We start from the raw sequence: 23,814 nt of genomic DNA on the forward strand, positions 1-23,814 counted from the left end.
CATGCGTATGCCCCCCTTGTTCACCCTGCTGACGTTGGCCCTGTTCGGCACCGGCTGCAGCAGCCAGGACACCCGGCCACTGCCACGTGCAGCGTCGGTGGACGTGCCACGCTTCATGGGCGACTGGTACGTGATCGCCCACATCCCCTCCCGGCCGGAGCGCGAGGCCTTCGATGCCGTCGAAAGCTATTCCCTGCGGCCGGACGGACGCATCCAGACCACCTTCACCTACCGCAAGGGCAGCTTCCAGGCGCCATACAAGAGCATGCATCCGGTCGGCCGGGTCGAAAAGGAAGGTGCCGGTGCGGTGTGGGGCATGCAGTTCATCTGGCCGATCCAGGCCGAGTACATCATCGCCTGGCTGGACGAGAACTATCAGCAGACGATCGTCGGCCGCAGCAAGCGCGATTACGTCTGGTACATGGCGCGAACGCCGCAGGTGTCGCCGCAGGAGTACCAGGCCGCCGTCGAGCGCATCGCCGCGATGGGCTATGACACCTCGAAGCTGAGGAAGGTTCCGCAGTCCGTGCGTTGATCCCGCCACATGAATGAGCGCGACCGGTACCGGTGGCGAGGGACCGCCCCGCTCCACTATAGTCAGCCGGGCACGACAGGCACGGTGCCTGTCCGGTAACCACAGGGAGCAGGTCATGGGTCTGGTACAGGCGGTCAAGGGTGCAGTGGGCGGTGTTCTGGCCGACCAGTGGAAAGACTTCTACACCGTGCCAACGGGCCTGCCGTCGACCGCGGCCCTGTTCGCGGCCGTGCCGCAGGGCACCAATGCCGGCCGTGGTTCAAACACCAGCGGCTCGTCCAACATCATCAGCAACGGCTCGAAGATCGTCGTGCCCGAAGGCTACGGCCTGCTGCTGTTCCAGGACGGCGCGATCACCGCCTTCGTCGCCGAGCCGGGTGGCTACGAGTGGCGCTCGGACGACCTCAACTCGCAGTCGATCTTCGCCGGTGACGGCCTGGTCAGCACCTTCATCAAGCAGAGCTGGGAACGCTTCAAGTTCGGCGGCCAGCCGGGCTCGCAGCAGGCCGCCTTCTTCATTTCGCTGAAGGAACTGCCGGACAACCGCTTCGGCACCCAGTCGGAAATCTACTGGGACGATGCCTTCCTCAACACCCAGGTCGGCGCGGTCACCCGTGGTTCGTACACGCTGAAGATCGTCGACCCGATCCTGTTCGTGAAGAACTTCGTGCCGGCCAGCTACCTGCGCCCGGGCCAGGTGTTCGACTTCACCGACATGGACAATGCCGCCGCCACCCAGCTGTTCAATGAAGTGGTGGGTTCGCTGGCACCGGCCTTCAGCCTGTACAGCAACGACCCGTCCAAGGGCAACCGCATCAGCAAGCTGCAGCAGGATTCGATCGGCTTCGCGCAGAGCCTGTCGGCCGCCGTCGAGCAGGCCTACCAGTGGAAGTCCGACCGTGGCCTGGCCATCGTCAAGACGGCCATCGTCTCCATCGAGTACGACGCCAACACCCGTGAACTGCTGAAGACCGTGCAGCGCGCCGATGCGCTGTCCGGTTCGCGCGGCAATTCCAACCTGCAGGCCAGCGTAGCCCAGGGCATCCAGTCGGCCGGCGAGAACGGCGGCGCGGCGGGCCTGGTCGGCGTCGGCATGGCTTCGGGCATGTTCGGTGCGGGCAGCCTGCAGCAGCCGACCGCGCCGGCCGCCGAGGATCCGGTGGCCAAGCTGAAGAAGGCCAAGGAAATGCTCGACCTGGGCCTGATCACCCAGGGCGACTACGACGCCCTGAAGGCCAAGGCGCTGGGCCTGTAAGCCGCCGGGACGCGCACACCCATGTCCGACCCCAGAAACGCCCCTCCGCCGCTGCCCCGGGCCGCCCCCGCTTCGCCCCCGCCCTTGCCGGCGGCGAAGCTGGACGGTCCGGGCTCGCCGCAGGACGTCCCGCCCCTGCCCGGCAGCTTCCCGCTGGATACCGGCACGCTGCCGCAGGCCATCCGTGATGAAGTCGAGGCACCTGAACCGCTGGCCATCGACACCTCGGCCAGCGAACTGAAGGATGGCCTGAACCGCTGCCCGAAGTGCGGCAGCACCGACATCCGCCCCAGGCTCGGCACCGATGTCCTGGTCTGCCTGTACTGCCGTCACGAATGGCATGGCGCGCGGGTGGAGGAGGAATTCGGGCTGGGCGAAGCGCTGGACCAGCTGCAGGGCACGATCATCGCCTCCGGTGCACGCGACATCGACGCCGATATCTCGGCGCTGATGACCTTCAAATGCGGTGGCTGTGGTGCCGAGGTCACGGTCAACACCGAAAGCACGATGACCGCGCGCTGCCACTGGTGCCGCCACGTGTTCGGCGTGAACGAGCAGATCAGCAACGGCGCCGTGCCCGATGCCGTGTTGCCCTTCCACATCAAGAAGGACGATGCGGTTGCACGCATCCGCCAGTTCGTCGACAAGCGCCGGATGTTCGCGCTGAAGGCCTTCAAGGACCAGTTCACCCCGGAAAACGTGGTGGGCGTGTACCTGCCGTACATGATCGTGGACAGCAATGTCAGCGCGGCCGTGGCCGGCAAGGGTGAGATCAAGACCCGCGAGTACACCCGCGGCACCGAGAAGAACAAGCAGACCTACTACGACGCGGACATCTACCAGGTCGAACGCCAGGTCGATTTCACCGTTGACGACCTGCCGCTGGAATCCTCGGCCGAGCGCGGCAACCTCGACACGCGCACCAACACCAACAACATCATCAACACCATCCTGCCGTTCGACACCAAGAACGCGGTGAAGTGGAACGCGTCCTACCTTGCTGGCTTCACCTCCGAGAAGCGCAACGTGGATATCGAGAAGCTGCGCCCACGACTGGAAGACCAGCTGCTGTCGATCGCCCGCGCGCAGGTGGAAGCCAGCGTACGCCGCTACGACCGCGGCGTGCGCTGGGAACAGGAACAGCTGGACGTGCATGGCAGCCGCTGGGTGTCGATGTACCTGCCGGTCTGGCTGTACTCCTACCACCAGCCCGGCGCCAACGGCGGCATGCTGCACTACATCGCGGTGAACGGCCGCACCGGTGAGACCATGGGCAGCGTGCCGGTGCAGCAGTGGAAGATGCTGCTGGCCGCCCTGGCCACCGGCACGGTCATCGAAGCACTCGCAATTGCCTTCCTGGTGGCGACAACATGAGTGACGACAGTGGTCTCTGGTTGCTGGCGGCCGGCCCGGCCGGTGCTACCGCGCTGTACTGGGCGCTGTACCGCTATTACCGCAACACCGACAAATCGCATTCGTTCGAACACGAAACCGCGATCGATGCCAAGCCGGTCACCGGCTCGGACCGTCGCGTGGATTCGATCACCGGTACGCAGGAGCGGCGCGTGCGTGGTGACAACGTGTACGAGTACCGCAAACGGGTGATGCGGGTGAAGCCCGGTACTGACTGACACGGCACCACGCTGCCATGACGCGGCCTTGAACTAGACTGGCGGCCCTGGTTCTGTCTGCCCCTGCACGGGGCAGGCAGAGCCCCCTCCGTTCGAGATCGTCCGTGAACCAGCCTCCTGTTCCCCAGCCGCAAGCCGCCCATGCCTCCGACAGCGTGAACATGGCGCTGGCAGCGGGTGCCATCGTCGGCACCTGGTTCTGGGATGTGCCGAACGACCAGCTGACTGTCGATGAAGCGCTCGCCCGCGCATTTGGGCTGGACCCGGAGCTGGCACAGCGCAAGCTGCAGCTGCACGAGGTGCTGGGCACGGTGCACCCCGATGACCTGGACGGGCTGACGGCGGCCATCGAGCATGCCGTGCGGCATGGCGGCCGCTTCGCGCATCAGTACCGCACGCGCGGCACCGACGGGGGTTACCACTGGCTGGAGAGCATCGGCCGCGTCGACCTGGACGAGAACGGGCGGGCACTGCGCTTCCCCGGCGTTCTCATCGACATCGACGAACGGCTGCGGGTGCAGGCCGAGCGTGACCAGGCCCAGGCCCTGCTGCGCTCATTCGTTGAGGCCGCGCCAGGCGTGATGTATGCCAAGGATCGCCAGGGCCGCCTGCTGATGGGCAACAGCGGCACCACGGCACTGATCGGGCGCCCCCCGGCGGAGTATGTCGGGCGCACCGATGCCGAGCTGTTGGCCAACCCCGCCCAGGCTGCGGCGGTGATGGCAACCGACGAGCGGGTAATGTCCAGCGGCCGCAGCGAGCAGGTGGAAGAAGAAGTCAGCTTTCCGGACGGCCGCCGGGCCTGGTGGCTGTCGACCAAGGCGCCGCTGCGCAACGATGCTGGCGAAGTGATCGGCCTGGTCGGCACCTCGCTGGACATCACCGACCGCAAGTCCGCCGAGGCCGAGCGTCTTGACATCGAGGAACGCTATCGACTGGCCGCGCAGGCCACCAACGATGCGGTATGGGACTGGCGCATGGCCGACGGACACGTTGTCTGGAACGAGGCGCTGTCCAGCTTGTTCGGGCACTCGATGACGGAAACCAGCGCGCAGTGGTGGCTCGACCACATCCACCCCGAAGACCGCGACCGCATCGACCGCAACATCCACAGCGTCATCGACGGGGACGGCAGTACCTGGAACGGCGAGTATCGCTTACGGCGCGCCGATGGCAGCTATGCCGCTGTGCTGGATCGTGGCGCGGTGCTGCGCGACGCTGACGGGCGGCCGCTGCGGATGATCGGTGCGATGCTCGACCTGTCCGGGCGCAAGGCGGCTGAAGCAGCGCTGGCCGAGGGCGAGGAGCGCTTGCGGCTGGCCACGGAAGCAGGCGAGCTTGGGTTATGGGACATGGACTTGGTGCAGAGAGTCCTGCGCTGGCCCGCGCGCATGAAGGCGATGTTCGGCATCTCCCCGCACGCGGAGGTGGACATCGAGGATTTCCGCAACGGCCTGCATCCGGACGATCGTGCCGCGACGCTGGCAGCACTCGATGCATCCGCCGACCCGCAGAAGCGTGCCAACTACGATGTGGAATACCGCACGGTCGGCAAGGAAGACGGCGTGGTGCGCTGGGTCGCAGCCAAGGGTCGGGGCATCTTCGAGGCCGGGCGCTGTGTACGCCTGCTGGGCGTGGCCATCGACATCACCGCACGCAAGGCGGCCGACGAGCGCCTCCGCGAGTTGAACGAGCAGCTGGAGGCGCGGGTGCGGGCCGAAGTGGCCGAGCGCATGCGCGTGGAAGACGCGCTGCGGCAGAGCCGCAAGATGGAAGCCGTCGGCCAGCTCAGCGGTGGCATCGCCCACGACTTCAACAACATGCTGGCCACGGTGATCGGACCGCTGGACCTGCTGGCGCTACGCATCGGCGACGGTGATGCGCGCGCGCTGCGCTACATCGAAATGGCCCTGGACGGCGCCCAGCGCGCCGCCCAGCTGACCCAGCGACTGCTGGCCTTCTCGCGCCAGCAGCCGCTGCAGCCGGTGGCCCTGGACGTGAACCATCTGGTGGCCGGGATGACCGATCTGCTGGTGCATTCGCTCGGCAGCAGCGTCATCCTCGAAACCGTGCTGGGTGGCAGCCAGTGGTGGACGCACGCCGATGCCAATCAGCTGGAGAACGTCATCCTCAACCTGGCGATGAATGCGCGCGATGCCATGCCGGGGGGTGGCCGCCTGACGCTGCAGACCAGCAACTGCCAGATCGGCCTGGCCAGCGTGGTCGAGCACGGCGGCGTCCCCGTCGGCGACTACGTGCGCATTGCGGTGACCGACACCGGCGGCGGCATGGCGCCGGAGGTGATGGCACGCGCGTTCGATCCGTTCTTCACTACCAAGCCGGTCGGCCAGGGCACCGGCCTTGGCCTGTCGCAGGTCTACGGCTTCGTGCAGCAGTCCAGCGGGCACGTCCGCCTGCAATCCGCGCCCGGCGCGGGAACCACCGTCATCATCTACCTTCCGCGGCTGCTGGCCGGGGTGGACGCACCACCACCGGCCAAGGCCGATGTGGCACCGCTGTCCGGCGGTGGCGCCGAGCAGATTCTGGTGGTGGACGATGACGCAGCGGTACGCGCGTTCTCGGTCGATGCACTGTCCGAACTCGGCTACCGGGTGCTGTCAGCCGATGGGGCTGCCAGCGCTCTGCCCCTGCTTGAAGCCCACCCCGGCATCGCATTGCTGTTCACCGATGTGGTGATGCCGGAAGTCAACGGCCGTCAGCTTGCCGACGAGGCCCTGGCGCGGTACCCGCACCTGAAGGTCCTGTTCGCCACCGGCAACAGCCGCAACGCCCTGGTTGACGACGGCGTGCTCGACGTAAATGTGCAGCTGATCGGCAAGCCCTTCACGATCGGCGACCTGGCTACCCGCGTGCGCGCCGCGCTCTCCGCCGAGCACTGAGCCTCAGTGCTTCCCGTGGGGGGCAGCCAAGGCAGCCTTGCCAACCCACCATGGGTCAGGGCCAGCGTGCCGAGCTCGAACTCGGCCTGCGCGGCTGCCGGACCGAACCCGCGACGCAACAGACTGAATGGGAGGCTCTGAGGGACTTCACCGCCTGCCCACCTCCGCACAGCCATGCTGACACGCAATCCCGTCAGCCGACTGCAGCCAGCGGAGTCACGATGAATCCCCCTTCCAAGCTTCCGCTCACGCGGCGCGACATGCTTAAGCTCAGTGCGGGCTCGGCCACCACCATGGCCATGCCCTCCGCTGTCGCGGCCGCCGCCGAGGCCGACCGCTCCTCCGCACGCGCCCCGGTCACCATGCAGGTGACCTTCAAGGTGAACGGTGCTAGCCGCTCCCTACTGCTCGACACCCGGGTCACCCTGCTAGATGCGCTGCGTGAGCACCTGCAGCTGACAGGCACGAAAAAAGGCTGCGACCATGGGCAGTGCGGTGCCTGCACGGTCCTAGTTGACGGCCGTCGCATCAATGCGTGCCTGACTCTGGCCGTGATGCATGAGGGCGCCAGCATCACCACCATCGAGGGCATGGGATCACCTGGCAACCTCAGCGACATGCAGGCCGCCTTCGTCAAGCATGATGGTTTCCAGTGCGGGTACTGCACGCCGGGCCAGATCTGCTCGGCCGTGGCGGTGCTCGATGAGATCCAGCGGGGTGTCCCCAGCCACGTCACTGCACGGCTGGACGAGCCTGCGGCCCTGACATCTGAAGAGATCCGCGAACGGATGAGCGGCAATATCTGCCGCTGCGGCGCCTACTCCAACATCATCGAAGCGATCCAGGATGCCGCGGGGAAGCGCTCATGAGGGCATTCACTTTTGAACGCCCCGCCAGCGCGGCCGATGCCATTGCCGCCGCCACGCGCGCACCGGGCGCACGCTTCATCGCAGGGGGCACCAACCTGCTCGACCTGATGAAGCTGGAAGTGGAAACGCCGACGCATCTGATCGATGTCAACGGGCTGGGCATGGATGGTATCGAAGCGACGGCCGACGGCGGCCTCCGGATCGGTGCACTCGTGCGCAATACCGATCTGGCCGCAGACGCCCGCGTCCGCCGCGACTACGGCTTGCTGACCCGGGCGCTGGTGTCGGGTGCCTCGGGACAGCTGCGCAACAAGGCAACCACGGCAGGCAATCTGCTGCAACGCACGCGCTGCCCCTACTTCTACGATACGGCCCAGGCCTGCAACAAGCGCCTGCCGGGCAGCGGCTGTGCCGCAGTTGGAGGCGCAAGCCGGCAACTGGCGATCATCGGCGGCAGCGCAGACTGCATCGCCACGCATCCCAGCGACATGGCGGTCGCCATGATGGCATTGGGCGCATCGGTGGAAACACTGCGTGCCGACGGCGCGCGTCGGCTCATCGCGCTGGATGCACTGTACCGCCCGCCGGGAGCAACGCCACACCTGGAGACAACGCTGCTGCGAGGCGAGCTGATCCAGGCGGTGATCCTGCCACCCCCGGCAGGTGGCAGCCAGGTCTATCGGAAAGTGCGTGACCGCGCTTCCTACGCGTTTGCGCTGGTTTCGGTTGCTGCCATCGTGCAGGCCGATGGCAGCGGACGCATCGCGCTGGGCGGCGTGGCCTACAAGCCATGGCGCAGCGACGCCGCCGACGCCGCGCTGCCGCAGGGAGCCAAGGCGGTCATGTCGACGCTGCTGCAGGGTGCGGCACCGACCGACCAGAACCGCTTCAAGGCGGTGCTGGCCGAACGCACGCTGGCATCCATCCTGCAGGACGTGAGGGCGCACGCATGAAGTTCACTACGCCTGCTGGCACCAATCCCATCGATGCAAAAAAGGTCGTCGGGCAACCGCATCCCCGCATCGACGGTCCATTGAAAGTCTCGGGAAAGGCAACCTACGCCTACGAGTGGTACGACGCGCTGCCCGAAACGCCGGCTTACGGCGTGGTGGTCGGCGCAGGGATCGCCACCGGAACCATCGCGTCACTGGATCTTGAGCCCGCCCGTCGCTCGCCAGGCGTCCTGGCCATCGTCACTGCCGACACTGCGGGGCCGCTGCAGCGCGTGAAGCGAAACGCTGCGCCGCTGCTCGGTGGCCCGACCATCAGCCACTATCATCAGGCGCTGGCGGTGGTGGTTGCCGAGACCTTCGAGCAGGCACGCGCGGCGGCCGCCAAGGTCCGCGTGCGCTATGCGCCCCGGCACGGCTCATTCGACCTGGCTGCGGCCCGCAAGGATGAGGCGGCACTGAAAACGCCCGAACCCGATGCCCGGGTGGGCGATTTCGAAAAGGCGTTCCAGCAGGCCGACATCACCCTCGATGTGACGTATCACACTCCTGATCAGTCACACGCCATGATGGAGCCGCATGCAACGCTGGCGGCCTGGGACGGTGACCACCTGACCGTATGGACATCCAACCAGATGATCGACTGGGGTCGAACGGACCTGGCCAGGACGCTGGGCATACCCAAGGACAATGTACGGCTGGTTTCGCCTTACATTGGCGGCGGCTTCGGCGGAAAGCTGTTCCTGCGCTCCGATGCCCTTCTCGCAGCGCTCGCGGCACGTGCGGCGAAGCGCCCGGTCAAGGTGGCGCTGCAGCGCCCGCTGGTCGCCAACAATACGACCCACCGCCCCGCGACCATCCAGCGCATCCGGCTGGGCGCATCCCCGAACGGAACGTTGACCGCCATCGGACACGAATCCTGGTCAGGCAATCTGCCGGGCGGCTCGCCCGAGGAAGCCGTGCAGCAGACCCGCTTTCTGTATGCTGGCGCGCATCGGCTGGCGGCCATGCGATTGGCTGCGCTGGATCTTCCCGAAGGCAATGCAATGCGCGCGCCCGGCGAGACGCCCGGACTGATGGCCCTGGAAATCGCCATGGATGAAATGGCAGAGAAGGTCGGACTGGATCCGATCGAGTTCCGCATCCGCAACGATACGCAGGTCGACCCCAGCGATCCGTCTCGCCCATTTTCGCAGCGACAACTGGTGCAGTGCCTGCAGTCAGGCGCCTCGCGCTTCGGCTGGAAGCGTCGCAGCACTGTCCCGGCCGCCAATCGAGATGGACGCTGGATGGTCGGCATGGGTGTGGCAGCGGGCTTCCGCAACAACCTGGTGATGAAGTCCGGCGCGCGCGTGCGCCTCGCCACTGATGGGCACGTGACCGTCGAGACCGACATGACCGATATCGGCACCGGTAGCTACACCATCATCGGCCAGACCGCTGCAGAGATGCTGGGTGTTCCCTTGGACCAGGTCACGGTGAAGCTGGGCGACTCGCGCTTTCCGGTTGCCGCCGGCTCCGGTGGCCAGTGGGGTGCCAACAGTTCTACTGCAGGTGTCTACGCGGCCTGCATGGCATTGCGGACCAAGGTCGCCAGCGCTCTGGGAATGGATGCTGCCGTGGCACGGTTCGAAGACGGCCATGTCATCGGTGGGCAACGACGCGCTGCCCTGACAGAGGCAACTCGCAGTGGCGAAGTCGTTGCCGAGGACAGCATCGAGTTTGGCACCCTGCAGGAGAAGTTCCAGCAATCGACCTTCGCTGCGCATTTCGTCGAGGTCGGCGTTGATGTCGCGACGGGCGAAACGCGCATCCGGCGGATGCTGGCCGTCTGCGCTGCGGGGCGCATCCTCAATCCCACGACGGCACGCAGCCAGGTCATCGGCGCGATGACGATGGGCATCGGCGCTGCGCTGTCGGAGGAACTGATCGTCGACCCACGCCTGGGCTTCTTCGTCAACCATGACCTTGCAGGCTACGAGGTTCCCGTGCATGCCGATGTGCCGCACCAGGAGGTCGTGTTCCTCGACGAGGCAGATGCGGTGTCATCCCCGATGAAAGCCAAGGGCGTCGGCGAGCTGGGTCTGTGTGGTGTCAGTGCCGCCATCGCCAACGCCGTCTACAACGCAACCGGTGTAAGGGTCAGGAACTACCCACTGACGCTGGACAAGCTGCTCGCGGGCCTGCCGGACCTCGCATGACAACAGTGCTCTTTCCCGCACCGCTGGACCTTGAAACGGGCAATGCACGGCCCGTACTGCGTGCTGCTGCCGATGCCGCGCGCAAGCGCTCTCCGGCGGTGCTGGCCATCGTGGTGCAGACCGAGGGCTCGACCTACAGCCGTGCGGGGACCTGCGTGTTGTTCGCCGGCGACGAACAGATCGGCTGGCTCAGTGGCGGCTGTCTCGAGCCGGAACTCGCACGTGCGGCCTGCAGGGTTGCAGCCGAAGGACGCGTTACCTGGGTAAAGATTGATACCCGTGATGATGCGGCGCTGTTCTCCGGCAACGCCGTGGGCTGTCGCGGCTGCCAGTGGATCGCACTGCTGCCGTTGCACCGGTTGCCGGGCTTGGCAGGCTGCCTGGATGCCTGGCTGCAGGGCCGCGACACCCTGTACATGTCCCTGGCAACCACGGGTCTTGTAGAAGGTCGCTGCGCTGGATCTTCGTTCTGCACCCAAGTGCCGGTGCTCGAGAGCGACGAGGCCATCGACACCAGTGCATGGCGCCTGCAGTGGCACCGGCCACCGCTGGTACAGCTGCATGGCGCTGGACCTGAGGCCTTGACGCTGGTGCCGATGCTGGAACACCAGGGCTGGCTGATACAGATCGTGGAGCCGCGAAGGGCGTGGCAGGCGCGCCTGCCATTGGTGCAGCAGAACATCGAGGTGCAAGCAGACCGCCAGGTGGATGCGGCACTGGTCATGCACCACAACTTCGAGCTGGACCTGGATGCGTTGCGATTGCTTGCCCTATCAGGAATTCCTTTCATCGGGTTGTTGGGCCCTCGCCAGCGCAGGGAGGATCTGTTCAAGGTGCTGAATGCAGAAACGCGCGCCGCACTTCAGCCCCGGCTGCGCTCACCCATCGGCCTGGCACTGGGCGGACGGGGGCCCGAGGCAATCGCCCTGAGCATCACCGCCCAGCTGCAGGCATGGCGTCATGGCAGCGCACTGGGCGGTACATGAGCGGGCACGCTGCTGTGGTGCTCGCCGCCGGGCTGAGCCATCGGCTGGGCCGACCCAAGCAGTGGCTGCAGGTCGATGGAGAATCATTGTTGCGGCGTGCGGCGCGGCTGGCCTCTGAAACAGATCCGGATGTCCTGATCGTCGTGACGCCGCAGGGCCCCGCTTTTGGTTCGGAACTGAGCGGACTGCGCGCCGTCCAGGTAGAGAATCCCGCGCCCGCGCTGGGCATCGGCAGCAGTCTCCGGCTGGCAGCGCCGCACCTCGGCACCGCCCGCCACGTGCTGGTCCTGGTCTGCGACCAGCCCCGCCTCCATGCAGCACATCTTCGCGACCTGCTCGATGCTGCGGCCAGCACGCCGTGCCACTGCGCTGCCACGCTGGAAGGTGGCGTACCGGGCTCGCCGGCCGTCGTCCCCGCCGCGTGGTTCAACGACCTGCCGCAGGGCGGTAGCGAACACGGTTTCGGTCGCCGCCTGCGGCAGACCCCGGGCGTCGCCCTTTGTGCCAGCGACGTGTGCCTAAGTGACATCGACAACCCGGATGATCTACGCGCCGCATCTGCCGCCGGGTGGATCGATACGCCGCCGGAATGACGACCGGTAGCGCCGGGCCATGCCCGGCGAGCGCAGCGGCACCTGAAGGCCTTAGCCAGGCGCGGCCCGACGCGACCACGACGGCGTCGATACGGTCGCGGCGCTGGACCAGGCGGGCGGTGATGACCGGCCACGCTGCGGCCGCGTGCGCGCCCGGCAGGTAGACCGCGGCCCGCACCACCACATGGGCGTCGCGCAGATCGGACAGGCTGTCGCCCAGACGCTGCAAGCTGCGCTCCTCGTCCTTCAGCTCCATCGCCGAATCCTGCAACAGCGCCAGCAGCACCCGCAGGCGGCGGATCGCCTTGCGCGCGGCATGGATGGCGGCATGCGGATCGTCCGACGCCGACAATGCCGCGATGATCGAGCGGCACTCCTGCGTCGCCCGTTTTCGAACCAGGTGGCCAGGGTCTGCTGCGGACATCGGGACTGCCCCGCGTGGGTGAATTCGCAGTGTAGCCCCAGCCCCGGGCTGCCCCGTTCACATTGCACCGGCCACGCGCGGGGGCCCTGCATCCGCACGCCACCCTCACGCCGCCCCCCACAGCCGGCGCTATGCTCCGCCGGTGCGGGAGGCTGCCGCACCACGCGCAGATCAGCGGTTTCAGCGTTCCCCAACGAGGATTCCATGATGGCCAAGCTCTTTCCGCACTACGGGCTGCTGGCGCTGTGCAGCCTTGCCCTCCCTGCCGCTGCCGTGGCCCAGGACGCGTCGATCGGATTCGGCCAGGACTCCACCACCACGCAGTCATCCAGCAGCAGCTCGCAGACCACCGTCACCACCCAGTCGGACACCGGCACCGGCAAGGATGGCAGCGATCAGACGCAGGGCGATTCCGGTTTCGGCAACATGGGATCGATGACCACCGAGACCACGACCACCGGCAGTTCGCATTCGGAATCACGCAGCGACGTTTCCGACGTGGAAGTGGACACTGGCCGCCCCGACAACCGCGGTGACGACTGGGGCCAGGATCGCCACCGGGGTGGCCCCCCGATCAACGACAGCGATCTGTTCGGCGACTGGACGCTGGGTCAGGAGAACGGCAGCAGCTGCACCATCACCCTGAAGGACAGCCAGTGGTTCGGCGGCTACGGCGCGTGGGTGCCGGCTGGCTGCCCCGATGGCTTCTACCCGGTCAACCGCTGGCTGCTGTCCGGCAACCAGCTGCTGCTGACCGATACCAGCAACCAGGTCATCGGCCGCTTCCGCCCGAGCGGTGGCGGACGCTGGTCGGGCCGCCGCGAGTCGGACGGCACCCGCATCTACCTCAACCCGCGGCAGCGTTGAGCGGACCGTATACGCGGCACGGACACCCCCCATCGCACCATGGGGTGTCCATTCCACCTGCCCCCTGACATGGCCGCTCCCACAGGCTCACGCCTGGTCGTCTACGCCGCACTGTTCGGCAACCTTGCCATCGCCATCGCCAAGTTCGTCGCCGCCGGCATCTCCGGCAGTTCGGCCATGCTGAGCGAAGGCGTGCATTCGCTGGTCGATACGCTCAACGAGGTCCTGCTGCTGTACGGCCTGCGCCGTGCCGAGAAGTCACCCGACACGCTGCATCCGTTCGGTTATGGGCGTGAGCTGTATTTCTGGAGCTTCATCGTCGCCCTGCTGGTGTTCGCCGCCGGCGCCGGTGTATCGGCCTACGAAGGCATCCAGCACATCCGCCATCCGCAGCCAGCCACGAACCACGCCCTCAGCTACACAGTGCTGGGCATATCACTGCTGTTCGAGGGCAGCTCGTGGTACATCGCCCTGCGCGAGTTCCGCCGCAGCAAGGGGGCGATGGGCTACTTCGAGGCCTTCCGGCGCAGCAAGGACCCGTCCACTTTCACGGTGCTGCTGGAAGACAGCGCGGCGCTGCTCGGCCTGGGCTTCGCGCTCGCCGGACTGCTCGCTGCGCAGCTGCTGGACATGCCCGTGCTCGACGGAGTGGCCTCGCTGTGCATCGCCGCCGTGCTCGCGGTGACCGCCTTCCTGCTTGCCCGCGAAACCAAGGGCCTGCTGGTGGGTGAGCCGGCGCACCCGGCGGTGGCAAAGCGGATCATGGCGGTGGCGGCGACCGATCCCGATGTGCTGCGTGCAAATGGCGTGACCACCATGCAGATGGGTCCGGAACAAGTGGTCGCCATGCTCAGTGCCGAGTTCGAGGACGACCGCCGCACACCGCAGATCGAAGCCTGCATCACCCGTATCGAGACGGCGGTCAAGGACGAATTTCCCGAGCTGGTGGCATTGTTCGTCAAGCCGCAGACCCCGGAAGTCTTCGCTGCACGGCGGGCCGCCCTGAAGAAACACACCTGAAACGCGGTCGGCCGACCTCACGCGGGCATCACCAAGCAACGCGGGATGCTAACAATTACCCCACTAGCGTGGGGCCTGCCCCGCCCTTCCCCGCAGAAGCCAGCGCGCCAGTTATGGATGAAGCTTTCCGACTTTGCGAGATCGAGCGTCTGGGAGTTCTCGACACTCCGTCCGAACCCGTCTTCGATGCGATCGTGGCCGCCGCCCAGACCGCCACCGGCATGCCGATGGGCCTGATCTCCATCGTTGCCGAGCACCGGCAATGGTTCAAGGCCAATATCGGACTGCCGGATACCAGCGAAACGCCGCGCGACATTTCCTTCTGCACGCACGCCATCGAGCGCGACGCGTTCATGGAGGTTCCCGATGCGCGCCAGGATTCTATGTTCGCCGGTAATCCGCTGGTCACCGGCGGGCCGCGCATTCGCCATTACGCCGGCATCCCGGTCAGTAGCGCTCAGGGCGCACGCATCGGAACCCTGTGTCTGTTCGACACAATGCCCGGCGTCCTTTCACCATCGCAGCGCGAACTGATGGTGCACCTGGGCCGGGTCACCACCCAGGTACTGGAACAGCGCGCCACGCTGCTGCTGAAAGTCGACCAGGCGCAGCGCCTGCACAGCGACCTCAAGCGCAGCGAGGATTTCCTCGAACGTACCAATACTGCGGCCAAGGTCGGTGGCTGGGAACTGGATCTGACCAGCAACGAGGTGCGCTGGACCCGCGAAACCAAGCAGATCCATGGCGTGCGGGCCAGCTACCAGCCGACCCTGGACAGCGCCCTCTCGTTCTACCGCGAGGACAGCCGCGCCATCATCAGGGCCTCGGTGCAGCGCTGCATCGAAGCGGGAACCCCGTGGGAAGTGCAGCTGCCGATGGCCACCGCCGACGGCCGCGCGATCTGGACGCGCGTGGTCGGCAGCCGCCAGCAGGTCGAGGGGCGGCCACGCCTGGTCGGGGCCATCCAGGACATCACCGAGGAACGCGCGGTGCTGGACGCGCTGGAGGCCAGCGAGGTGCGCTACCGGCGCCTTTTCCACTACAGCCTGGGCCTGATCTGCACGCACACCCTCGACGGCACTGTGACCTCGGTGAACCCGGCGGCGGTACAGTCGCTGGGGTTCCCCGAGAGCCAGATGGTCGGCCGCAGCCTGTGCGACCTGATGCCTGCGGACAAGCGCGATGCCTTCAAGGCCTATCTGGCGCGGATCGAGAGCAACCACACCGACGCCGGCGTGATCGAGCTGATCGCCGCCGATGGCAGCCGCCGCTACTGGGCCTACAACAACGTCCTCGACAGCGAGGCGCACCCGCCCTTCGTGCTCGGCCACGCGCAGGACGTCACCGCGCTGCGGCAGCAGGAAGAACGCCTGCGCGAACTGTCCCAGCGCGACCCGCTGACCCTGTGCCACAACCGCCGCTACCTGCACCGCCTGGAACAGCTGGAGACCGAATCCTGGGCCTGCGTAGTGTTCGACCTGGACCACTTCAAACAGGTCAACGACACCCAGGGCCATCGTCGCGGCGATGCCATCCTTGTCGGGTTTGCTGCCTTCCTGCGCTCGCCCCTGGGTGCCGGGGAAAGCGAAGTCCGGCTGGGCGGCGATGAATTCATGGTGGTGCTGATCCAGCCGGCCCGCGAGCGCCTGCAGGCGCTGCTGGACTGGTACGAGCATAACGCCGGCCTCGCCCCGATCGCGTTCTCCATGGGCGCCGCCACGCATGCCCCTGGCGAGCTGGTCGCCGACACCATCCATCGCGCCGACAACGGGTTGTACAGCGCCCGCGAGCGGGCCCGTCGGGTCCATCGCGAGAATGACGGCTTGGTGCGGGGGACGTCTGCGTCCACATCCGATTAAGCCTTCCATCACGCCCTCCAGCGAGCGCTGCGGGCACCCTGTCTGCAGGTTCCACGGAGACAGTGCCATGCCCAATACCGGACGTTTTTTCGTATTGGCTCTCGATGCAGACAGGGGCCCCGCAGGCGTCATCGTGCAGATCCGTTCGATGGCACTGCGTTGCGAAGCCTGCGGTGAGGTCTCGCGCAGCGAAGGTGCACAGATCGCGCGGCTGGATGGCGGCACCGTCCTCGCCTGCACTCATTGCGGCGCGACCCAGGCCGTGGCCAACGCGCGGCTGGCGGAGTGCGACCACGTCATGGCCGTCACCTCGTCGGCCGTCGCCACGGCCGGTGTGGCGCCGCTGCCAGGTCGAGGACGTGGATGACTGGAGAGGCGCCGGTCAGGATCCGCTGCCTGGCCCGTGCAGGAAGTCATTCATGCGCTGCAGTTCATCGTCCAGCGCCACGCGGAACGCTGCTTCGCGCGGCGCCTTGCCAGTGACGTAACCCAACGCCGGTTGCATTCTGCCCTCTCACGCCGTGAGGTTGGCCCAGCCGATGATCTGGTCGCGCCACAACATCGGCAGTGCGTAATAGCCGAACCGCCGCTTCGCTGCGGGGGTGTAGGCCTCGAACTTGTAGGTCCAGCCCCAGAGCAGCTCGAAGCGGCGACGATCCCACGCCACCGGATCGAACGGGGCCAGCAGGCGAACCTGCTCATCCACGGCGAAGCGCCACGAGCGCGGATTCTCTTCCACGGGCCAGTACCAGGTCGTCCCCTCGACAACGCCGCTGGCCAGCGTATGCCGGGCCTCTCGCAGCGCCTGCTGCAGCGGTGCCGCCAGGTGTGGCGCGCCATAGCCGAGCAGGCGCACCAGGTAGGTCAGGCTGGCGGCCGGCAGGGGCGCGTACTTGTGCACCACCACGTCGACCAGGGCGGCGGCACGCTCCGCCTGCGCGGCCGCGCCGGTGTCTACCTGTGGGTGATCGGCCACGCTGTAGATGCGTGTTCCGCTGTCGCGCCGCTGCACCCGCAGCATGCCGCGGTAGTGCATGCCATCGAGCAGATGGGTGCTGGCGTTGCTGGTGCCGCCCCAGTAGTTGCTCACCCGGCCATGCGCGAAGGCCTGGTCCACCTCGCGTGGATGCACGCTGCCACGCGCCCGAACGAATTCGAGGACCTCAGCCGCCCTGCGGCGGGTCGCCGCATCCCAAACCCGCGATGAGACCCGCGGGTGCATCAATGCCAGCAGTTCGCGCGGCAGAAAACCATAGTTGACCAGGCAATCCTCTTCCACCGGCAGGCGCGCGTAGCGTCGTTCCAGATCACCGGCCCGATAGCCCTTGACCCGATGGCGCAGGGTCAGGTCCTGGGCGCGGGCCGGTGCCCGGATGGGATCGGCCTGCACGAACCCGAGGCGACGGATGGCCGCCAGCAGGGTTGTTGGCCTGAACAGCGTGCGCGCAATGGCATGGCGGCGCAGATCATCGAGGGTCGGTGTAGCGGGCATGCCCCATTGTCAACGATCGCTCAGCGGCCGACCACCATCACATAGCCCGCCAGCACCGCCAGATGGCCCACGTAGTAGAGATAAAATGACCAGCGCCAGCGTGGCACCCGCCACGGCACCCGGGCCACTGCCCACAGCAGTGGCACCGCCAGCAGCGCCCAGCCATTGCCATTGGTCCAGCACAGCGCGGCCAAGGCCACCAGCGGCAGCCACCACAGCCGGTTGCGGAACGCGATCCAGCCCAGCACCACCAGCGCCACACCCGCCCACTGGTAGTCGACCAGCATCGGCAGCACGCCACCCGCCAGCAGTATCAGCCAGGCCCGGCCCTGCGCCAGCGCGAGCACGGCCAGCGCCGCAACGACGAAGGTCAGCAGTATGTTCAACGGAAGTGGCTGACCGAAGGCCAGCAGATGCAGCGGCTGGGCAATCGCCCCCCAGAGCAGCAGGCGCCGGATCGATCTGCCGAGGTCAGCGCCGGGCTGGGCCAGGTTGCAGGCCATCACCAGCGCGAACAGCGGAAACGCGACGCGCCCCAGCTCGCTGACAACCGGCACATAGCCACCGAACACGACCTTGGCGACGTGGTCGCCGGTCATCAGCACAAGCGCGACCCATTTCAGCAGCTCGCGTCCGCCACTGCTGAGCGTATACGGCACTACGCCCTGCTTCGCTGCATCCTGCTGGTCCATGCCGCTCCCGGAGTGATGGCAGCCTGCGCGCGCACGGCCGTCCCTGTACGCCGAGGATACTGGAACCACGCGCGATGCGACGCCGTCCTGCAGGCAGCGCTATGCTTGTCGTTCCTGCACGTGAGACACCGCCATGCGTACGCTCTTTCCGCCGATCACGCCTTACCGCGAGCATCGCCTTGCCGTGGACGCACTGCATACGCTGCATATCGAAGAGTGCGGCAACCCGGAGGGCATCCCCGCCGTGTTCCTGCATGGTGGCCCGGGGGCCGGCGTCTCGCCCACGCATCGTCGCTTCTTCGACCCGGCGCGGTACCGCATCGTGCTGATCGACCAGCGCGGCTGCGGTCGCTCCACGCCGTTCGGCGAACTGCGTGACAACACCACCGCGCACCTGGTGGAGGACATCGAGCGGGTGCGCGCGCACCTCGGTATCGAGCACTGGCTTGTGTTCGGCGGCTCCTGGGGCTCCACCCTTGCCCTCGCCTATGCGCAGGCGCATCCGGAGCGCGCAACCGGCGTGATCGTGCGGGGTGTATACCTGGGTCGCGCCGAGGAGAACGCCTGGTTCGCCGAGGCTGACGGCGGCGCCCGCTGGATCTTCCCCGAACGCTGGGCGCGCTACGAAACGCATATTCCCGAGGACGAGCGTGGCGACCTGATTGCCGCGTACTGGAAGCGGCTGGACAGCGCCGACCAGGACACACGCATTGCCGCGGGCCTTGCCTGGCTGGGATGGGAAGACCACGCCGCCACGCTGGTGCACGATGTCGATGCGGTCTCCGATGCCGATCCGCTGGATATCCTGGCCAAGGCCCGCATCGAAGCGCACTACTTCCGCCACAACGCATTTCTCGAGCACGGCCAGCTGCTGCGCGACGTCGATCGCATCCGCCACCTGCCCGCAGTGATCGTGCAGGGGCGCTACGACATCATCTGCCCGGCCCGCAGCGCCTGGGACCTGTCCTGCGCCTGGCCGGAAGCCCGGCTGGAGATGGTGCTGTCCGGGCACAGCGCGACCGAACCGGCCACCACCGACGCGCTGGTCCGCGCGACCGACGCCTTCGCGGACCGTTCCACAGGTCTGTAGATCCACGCCATGCGTGGATGCCGTCGCGACCCCAGTAGATCCACGCCATGCGTGGATGCCGTCGCGACCCCCAGTAGATCCCCGCCATGCGTGGATACCGTCGCGACCCCAGTAGATCCACGCCATGCGTGGATGCCGTCGCGACCCCCAGTAGATCCACGCCATGCGTGGATGCCCCTGCGCGCAGGCAGCAGTGCCGACCAGAGGTCGGCACCCACCGCGGCAGAGCGCGCCCTTTATACCAACGTATATCCGCGCTTACCCACGGGCATCTAGGCCCGGCGCGGCCGCGCGCGGACAATAGCGCCACCGGCCACCACAGACCCCACCGGAGGAGACGCTGATGGACCCCGACCCTGCCGGGCGCACCGCGCCCCGGAGTGCCGCCCCCTGTTTCCTGCTGGCGCCCATCGCCGGTCCCTGTCCGCACGCGTGATGGGGGCCCCGGGCGTCGCCTGCCCGGAGTTTCCCCATGTCCTACAAGATCCTCTACATCAGCCTGCGCCGCCTGATCGGTGAGCGCGATGTCGCCGGCCTGCGCAGCCGCCTGCTGCAGCGCGGCCCGGTGCTGTTCGCCCATGCGTTGGCGCTCGGCTCACCGCGGGTCGTCGCCGACGCGCTGTCGATGCTGCCGATCAGCGAGCGCATCACCGTGCTGCGCCACCTGCCCCACCCCCTGCGCGACGCCATGAAGCCCCTGTGCATTGGTGGCAGCCAGCGCCTGCACCTGCAGCCGTGGTCGCCGTCCGTGCTGGCCCTGCGCCGCGCCTGACCCACGCTACTTCGCGACCCGGCACGCCCGGGTCGGCACTTTCGAGGATGATCCCATGAGCCTGCTCAACGCTTGGTTCAACGCCTTCCTGCGCAGCCGCCGCGCGGGCAGCCTGTTCCGCCGCCGCGCCCTGCCAGAGGCCGGCTTTGGCCGTGGTGCGGCAGATGCCGCGCCCTCCGCGCTCACCGATGGACTGCTGACCCTGGCCCGCCTCGATGAATCCCGCCTGCTGGCCGCGCTGGATTCGCACAGCGACGGCCTCAGCCCGCAGGAGGCCGCTGATCGCCTGGCCCGTCTCGGTCCAAATGAAGTCGATCACGAAAAGCCGCTGCCGTGGTGGCGCCATCTGTGGCAGTGCTACCGCAATCCGTTCAACCTGCTGCTCAGCGTGCTGGCGGCGGTGTCCTGGTTGACCGAGGACGCCAAGGCCACGGCGGTGATCGCTGCGATGGTGGTGCTCTCCACCCTCATCCGCTTCGTGCAGGAGGGCCGCTCCAACCGCGCGGCCGAGCGGCTGAAGGCGCTGGTCGGCAACACCTCGCGGGTCCTGCGCCGCAGCGCGGGCACCGAAGCGGCGGAACTGGCCGACCAGTACTTCGGCGCGCACCTGCACAGCCGTCGCCCCTCGCGCCTGCTGGACCTGCCGATCCGTGCACTGGTACCGGGCGACCACATCGTGCTCTCGGCCGGCGACATGATCCCGGCCGACTGCCGCGTGCTGAGCGCCAAGGACCTGTTCGTCGCCCAGGCGGCGATGACCGGCGAGTCGCTGCCGGTAGAGAAATTCGCCAGCCCCGGTGACGCCGAGGCCGGCCTGATGGAACAGGCCAACCTGTTGTTCATGGGCACCAATGTGGTGTCCGGCACGGCCACGGCGGTAGTGCTGGCCACCGGCAACCGCACCTACTTCGGCACGCTGGCCCAGCGCAGCACCGCGACCGAGCGTTCGCCGACCGCGTTCCAGGCGGGGGTCAACAGTGTCAGCTGGCTGCTGATCCGCTTCGCCCTGGTGATGGTGCCGTTCGTGCTGCTCGTCAACGGCTGGACCAAGGGCGACTGGACCGAAGCCTTCCTGTTCGCGCTGTCGGTGGCGGTCGGGCTGACCCCTGAGATGCTGCCGATGATCGTCACCTCCACCCTCGCCAAGGGCGCGGTGCTGCTGTCGCGGCAGCGGGTCATCGTCAAGCGCCTGGACGCGATCCAGAACTTCGGTGCGATGGAGGTGCTGTGCACCGACAAGACCGGCACCCTCACCCAGGACCGCATCGCGCTGGAGCGCCACACCGATGTGTTCGGCCAGGATTCGGAGGACGTGCTCAAGTTCGCCTACCTCAACAGCCACTTCCAGACCGGGCTCATCAACCTGCTCGACCGTGCCGTGCTCGAGCACGTGGAGCTGCAGAGCTCGCTGCGCCTGTCGCAGGACTACCGCAAGGTCGACGAGATTCCGTTCGACTTCCAGCGCCGCCGCATGTCGGTGGTGGTGGCCGAGCGCGAGGATCACCACGAGCTGATCTGCAAGGGCGCGGTGGAGGAGATGCTGGCGGTGTGCAGCACCGTGCGCGAGGGCGACATCGACCAGCCGCTGGATGCGGCGCGGCTGGCGCGGGTGCGGCAGACCACCCAGGAACTGAACGAACAGGGCCTGCGCGTGGTGGCCGTTGCGATGAAGGAGACCGCGGCCAGCCAGTCGGTGTATTCGCAGGCCGATGAGTGCGGCCTGACCCTGGTCGGCTACGTGGCCTTCCTCGACCCGCCCAAGGAATCGACCGCGCAGGCCTTGCAGGCATTGGCCGCGCATGGCGTGGAGGTCAAGGTGTTCACCGGTGACAACGAGCTGGTGACCGCCCGTGTCTGCGCCCAGGTCGGGCTGGAGGTCGATGCCATCGTGACCGGGCCGCAGATCGAACGCATGGACGATGCTTCGCTTGCGCATGCCCTGCAGCAGCACCGGGTGTTCGCCCGCCTGACGCCGCTGCACAAGGAGCGGCTGGTGCGCTGCCTGCGCGCGCAGGGCAAGGTGGTCGGCTTCCTGGGCGATGGCATCAACGATGCCCCTGCCCTGCGGGCGGCCGATATCGGCATCAGCGTGGACAGCGCGGTGGACATCGCCAAGGAGGCGGCGGACATCATCCTGCTGGAAAAGAGCCTGATGGTGCTGGAGGAGGGCGTCATCCAGGGCCGGCGCACGTTCTGCAACATGCTCAAGTACATCCGCATGACCGCCAGTTCCAACTTCGGCAACGTGTTCTCGGTGCTGGTTGCTTCGGCGTTCCTGCCCTTCCTGCCGATGCTGCCGCTGCAGCTGCTGGTGCAGAACCTGCTGTATGACGTTTCGCAGGTCGCCATCCCGTTCGACAACGTGGACGAAGAGCTGGTGCGCCAGCCGTTGAAGTGGAACCCGGCCGACATCGGGCGCTTCATGGTGTTCTTCGGGCCGATCAGCTCGATCTTCGACCTCTGCTGTTTCGCGCTGATGTGGCATGTGTTCGACGCGCGCACGGTGGCCGACCAGAGCCTGTTCCAGTCCGGCTGGTTCGTGGTCGGCCTGCTCACCCAGACCCTGATCGTGCACATGATCCGCACGCCCAAGGTGCCGTTCCTGCAGAGCATCGCCGCGCCGGCCCTGCTTCTGATGACCGCGGCGATCATGGCCATAGGCGTGCTGCTGCCGATGAGCCCGCTGGCTGGCTACTTCAAGCTGCAGGCCCTGCCGCTGGGTTACTGGCCGTTCCTGGTTGCAATCCTGTTCGGCTATGCGGTACTGACCACGGCGATGAAGCGGCTCTACATCCGCCGCTACGGGTGGCAGTGATGCTGGGCCTGCAGGTGAACCTGCCGCCGTTCGACGCCGGTGCGACGCTGGGCTCGCTGCTGAGCCTGACCGTGGCCTTCGTGCTCGGCGCCGCGATAGGGCTGGAGCGGCAGCTGCGCCAGCGCACCGCAGGGCTGCGCACCAACACGCTGGTGGCGGTGGGTGCAGCGGTGTTCGTCGATCTGGCGGTGCGCTTCCACGATCTGTACGGCGGCCCGCCCTCGCCGCTGCACGTGGTCGCCTACGTGATCTCAGGCGTTGGCTTCCTTGGCGCCGGCGCGATCATGAAGGACGGTGCACAGGTTTCGGGCCTGAACACTGCGGCCACGCTGTGGGGCTCGGCGGCGGTCGGTGCGTGTGCCGGCGTCAAGCTGCTGCCGGAAGCGGTGATGGCGGCGGTGTTCGTGCTGGCCGCCAACACCCTGCTGCGGCCGGTGGTCAACCGCATCCAGCGGCAGCCACTGGCACAGGGTTTCAGCGAGGCGACGTACGCGATCAACGTGGTCTGCCAGCGCGAACAACAGGCCGAGGTGCTGGACCGGCTGCTGTTGCTGCTCGAGCAGGCGCAGTACCCGGTGCGGGCGGTGGACCAGCGGCCGTTCGGCGAACGCGACGTGGAGATCGAGGCGGTGCTGTATGCGACCTCGGTCGATGCTGCGGAACTGGATGCGGTGCTGGAGAACCTGGCCGGCACGCCCGGCGTGTTGCAGGGGTTCTGGAATGCCAGCCTCGAAGAATGACCCACCCGGGTAGTGCCGCTGGCGGGGCATTGCCGGCGTGATCGGCATCCACCGGTAGCGGGGGGCGGGGGCCCCCCCGCGCCCGCCCGCCCGCGGGGGCGGACCACCCCCGGCAGGGGCCCG

19 protein-coding genes and 2 pseudogenes are annotated in these 23,814 nt (G+C 67.3%); 18 read left to right on the top strand and 3 right to left on the bottom strand.

The features are described from left to right. Window position 1 precedes the first annotated feature (1 nt). The 10 genes and pseudogenes from AC1VXD_RS04505 to AC1VXD_RS04550 form a co-directional block, all read left to right on the top strand. Window positions 2–535 carry a lipocalin family protein gene (locus AC1VXD_RS04505; RefSeq protein ID WP_482991041.1) on the top strand — a complete coding sequence of 178 codons (534 nt, stop codon included), beginning with the start codon at window positions 2–4 and terminating at the stop codon, window positions 533–535. A gap of 115 nt (window positions 536–650) precedes the next feature. Beyond that, window positions 651–1,790, top strand: coding sequence for an SPFH domain-containing protein (locus tag AC1VXD_RS04510; protein ID WP_482991042.1), 1,140 nt, complete (start codon window positions 651–653; stop codon window positions 1,788–1,790). Window positions 1,791–1,811: 21 nt separating this feature from the next. Further along, entirely contained in the window at window positions 1,812–3,164 is a 1,353-nt protein-coding gene (locus AC1VXD_RS04515; protein WP_482991043.1) for a TFIIB-type zinc ribbon-containing protein, read from the top strand. After that, window positions 3,161–3,421, top strand: coding sequence for a hypothetical protein (locus tag AC1VXD_RS04520; RefSeq protein ID WP_482991044.1), 261 nt, complete (start codon window positions 3,161–3,163; stop codon window positions 3,419–3,421). The genes AC1VXD_RS04515 and AC1VXD_RS04520 overlap by 4 nt, the downstream gene beginning before the upstream one ends. A gap of 104 nt (window positions 3,422–3,525) precedes the next feature. After that, window positions 3,526–6,321, top strand: coding sequence for a PAS domain-containing hybrid sensor histidine kinase/response regulator (locus AC1VXD_RS04525; RefSeq protein ID WP_482991045.1), 2,796 nt, complete (start codon window positions 3,526–3,528; stop codon window positions 6,319–6,321). Window positions 6,322–6,542: 221 nt separating this feature from the next. After that, the gene (paoA, locus tag AC1VXD_RS04530) at window positions 6,543–7,190 is read left to right on the top strand and encodes an aldehyde dehydrogenase iron-sulfur subunit PaoA (RefSeq protein WP_482991046.1); all 648 of its coding nucleotides are present in this window, start codon (window positions 6,543–6,545) and stop codon (window positions 7,188–7,190) included. After that, a complete protein-coding gene (locus AC1VXD_RS04535; protein ID WP_482991047.1) occupies window positions 7,187–8,143 on the top strand; it encodes an FAD binding domain-containing protein in 957 nt (318 codons plus the stop codon). Before paoA ends, AC1VXD_RS04535 begins: the two co-directional genes overlap by 4 nt. Continuing rightward, window positions 8,140–10,341, top strand: coding sequence for an aldehyde oxidoreductase molybdenum-binding subunit PaoC (gene paoC, locus AC1VXD_RS04540; RefSeq protein ID WP_482991048.1), 2,202 nt, complete (start codon window positions 8,140–8,142; stop codon window positions 10,339–10,341). Before AC1VXD_RS04535 ends, paoC begins: the two co-directional genes overlap by 4 nt. Then, window positions 10,338–11,327: an XdhC family protein gene (locus AC1VXD_RS04545; protein WP_482991049.1), complete on the top strand. Its 990-nt coding sequence runs from the start codon at window positions 10,338–10,340 to the stop codon at window positions 11,325–11,327. The genes paoC and AC1VXD_RS04545 overlap by 4 nt, the downstream gene beginning before the upstream one ends. Then, window positions 11,324–11,743, top strand: a pseudogene (locus AC1VXD_RS04550) (nucleotidyltransferase family protein); the annotation flags it as partial. The gene AC1VXD_RS04545 and the pseudogene AC1VXD_RS04550, both read left to right, overlap by 4 nt. 10 nt (window positions 11,744–11,753) lie before the next feature. On the opposite strand, the gene AC1VXD_RS04555 reads toward AC1VXD_RS04550, so the two are convergent. Beyond that, window positions 11,754–12,344 carry a CHAD domain-containing protein gene (locus AC1VXD_RS04555; protein WP_482991050.1) on the bottom strand — a complete coding sequence of 197 codons (591 nt, stop codon included), beginning with the start codon at window positions 12,342–12,344 and terminating at the stop codon, window positions 11,754–11,756. A 207-nt stretch (window positions 12,345–12,551) separates the two neighbouring features. Between AC1VXD_RS04555 and AC1VXD_RS04560 the strand changes: the two genes are divergently transcribed. From AC1VXD_RS04560 to AC1VXD_RS04575, 4 genes are all read left to right on the top strand, one after another. Then, window positions 12,552–13,211 (top strand): AprI/Inh family metalloprotease inhibitor, encoded by a 660-nt coding sequence (locus AC1VXD_RS04560; protein ID WP_482991051.1) that lies wholly within the window; start codon window positions 12,552–12,554, stop codon window positions 13,209–13,211. Between the two features lie 69 nt (window positions 13,212–13,280). Further along, window positions 13,281–14,231: a cation diffusion facilitator family transporter gene (locus tag AC1VXD_RS04565; RefSeq protein WP_482991052.1), complete on the top strand. Its 951-nt coding sequence runs from the start codon at window positions 13,281–13,283 to the stop codon at window positions 14,229–14,231. A gap of 113 nt (window positions 14,232–14,344) precedes the next feature. Beyond that, window positions 14,345–16,090, top strand: coding sequence for a sensor domain-containing diguanylate cyclase (locus tag AC1VXD_RS04570; protein ID WP_482991053.1), 1,746 nt, complete (start codon window positions 14,345–14,347; stop codon window positions 16,088–16,090). Between the two features lie 67 nt (window positions 16,091–16,157). After that, window positions 16,158–16,457, top strand: coding sequence for a hypothetical protein (locus tag AC1VXD_RS04575; RefSeq protein WP_482991054.1), 300 nt, complete (start codon window positions 16,158–16,160; stop codon window positions 16,455–16,457). Window positions 16,458–16,472: 15 nt separating this feature from the next. Here AC1VXD_RS04575 and AC1VXD_RS04580 read toward each other — a convergent pair. Both AC1VXD_RS04580 and AC1VXD_RS04585 read right to left on the bottom strand, forming a co-directional pair. Continuing rightward, window positions 16,473–17,582 (bottom strand): annotated as a pseudogene (locus tag AC1VXD_RS04580) (DNA glycosylase AlkZ-like family protein). Between the two features lie 20 nt (window positions 17,583–17,602). Further along, window positions 17,603–18,274 carry a TraX family protein gene (locus AC1VXD_RS04585; RefSeq protein ID WP_482991055.1) on the bottom strand — a complete coding sequence of 224 codons (672 nt, stop codon included), beginning with the start codon at window positions 18,272–18,274 and terminating at the stop codon, window positions 17,603–17,605. Window positions 18,275–18,407: 133 nt separating this feature from the next. Here AC1VXD_RS04585 and pip point away from each other — a divergent pair, with 133 nt between their 5' ends. The 4 genes from pip (at window position 18,408) to AC1VXD_RS04605 (ending at window position 23,691) form a co-directional block, all read left to right on the top strand. Continuing rightward, the gene (gene pip / locus AC1VXD_RS04590) at window positions 18,408–19,364 is read left to right on the top strand and encodes a prolyl aminopeptidase (protein ID WP_482991056.1); all 957 of its coding nucleotides are present in this window, start codon (window positions 18,408–18,410) and stop codon (window positions 19,362–19,364) included. Between the two features lie 472 nt (window positions 19,365–19,836). Continuing rightward, on the top strand, window positions 19,837–20,136 hold the full coding sequence (locus AC1VXD_RS04595) for a hypothetical protein (protein ID WP_482991057.1): 300 nt from the start codon (window positions 19,837–19,839) through the stop codon (window positions 20,134–20,136). A gap of 55 nt (window positions 20,137–20,191) precedes the next feature. Beyond that, a complete protein-coding gene (mgtA, locus tag AC1VXD_RS04600; RefSeq protein WP_482991058.1) occupies window positions 20,192–22,951 on the top strand; it encodes a magnesium-translocating P-type ATPase in 2,760 nt (919 codons plus the stop codon). Further along, window positions 22,951–23,691: an MgtC/SapB family protein gene (locus AC1VXD_RS04605; RefSeq protein WP_406236192.1), complete on the top strand. Its 741-nt coding sequence runs from the start codon at window positions 22,951–22,953 to the stop codon at window positions 23,689–23,691. Before mgtA ends, AC1VXD_RS04605 begins: the two co-directional genes overlap by 1 nt. The last annotated feature ends 123 nt before the right edge of the window (window positions 23,692–23,814 follow it).

Source organism: Stenotrophomonas sp. STEN054 (assembly GCF_056854535.1).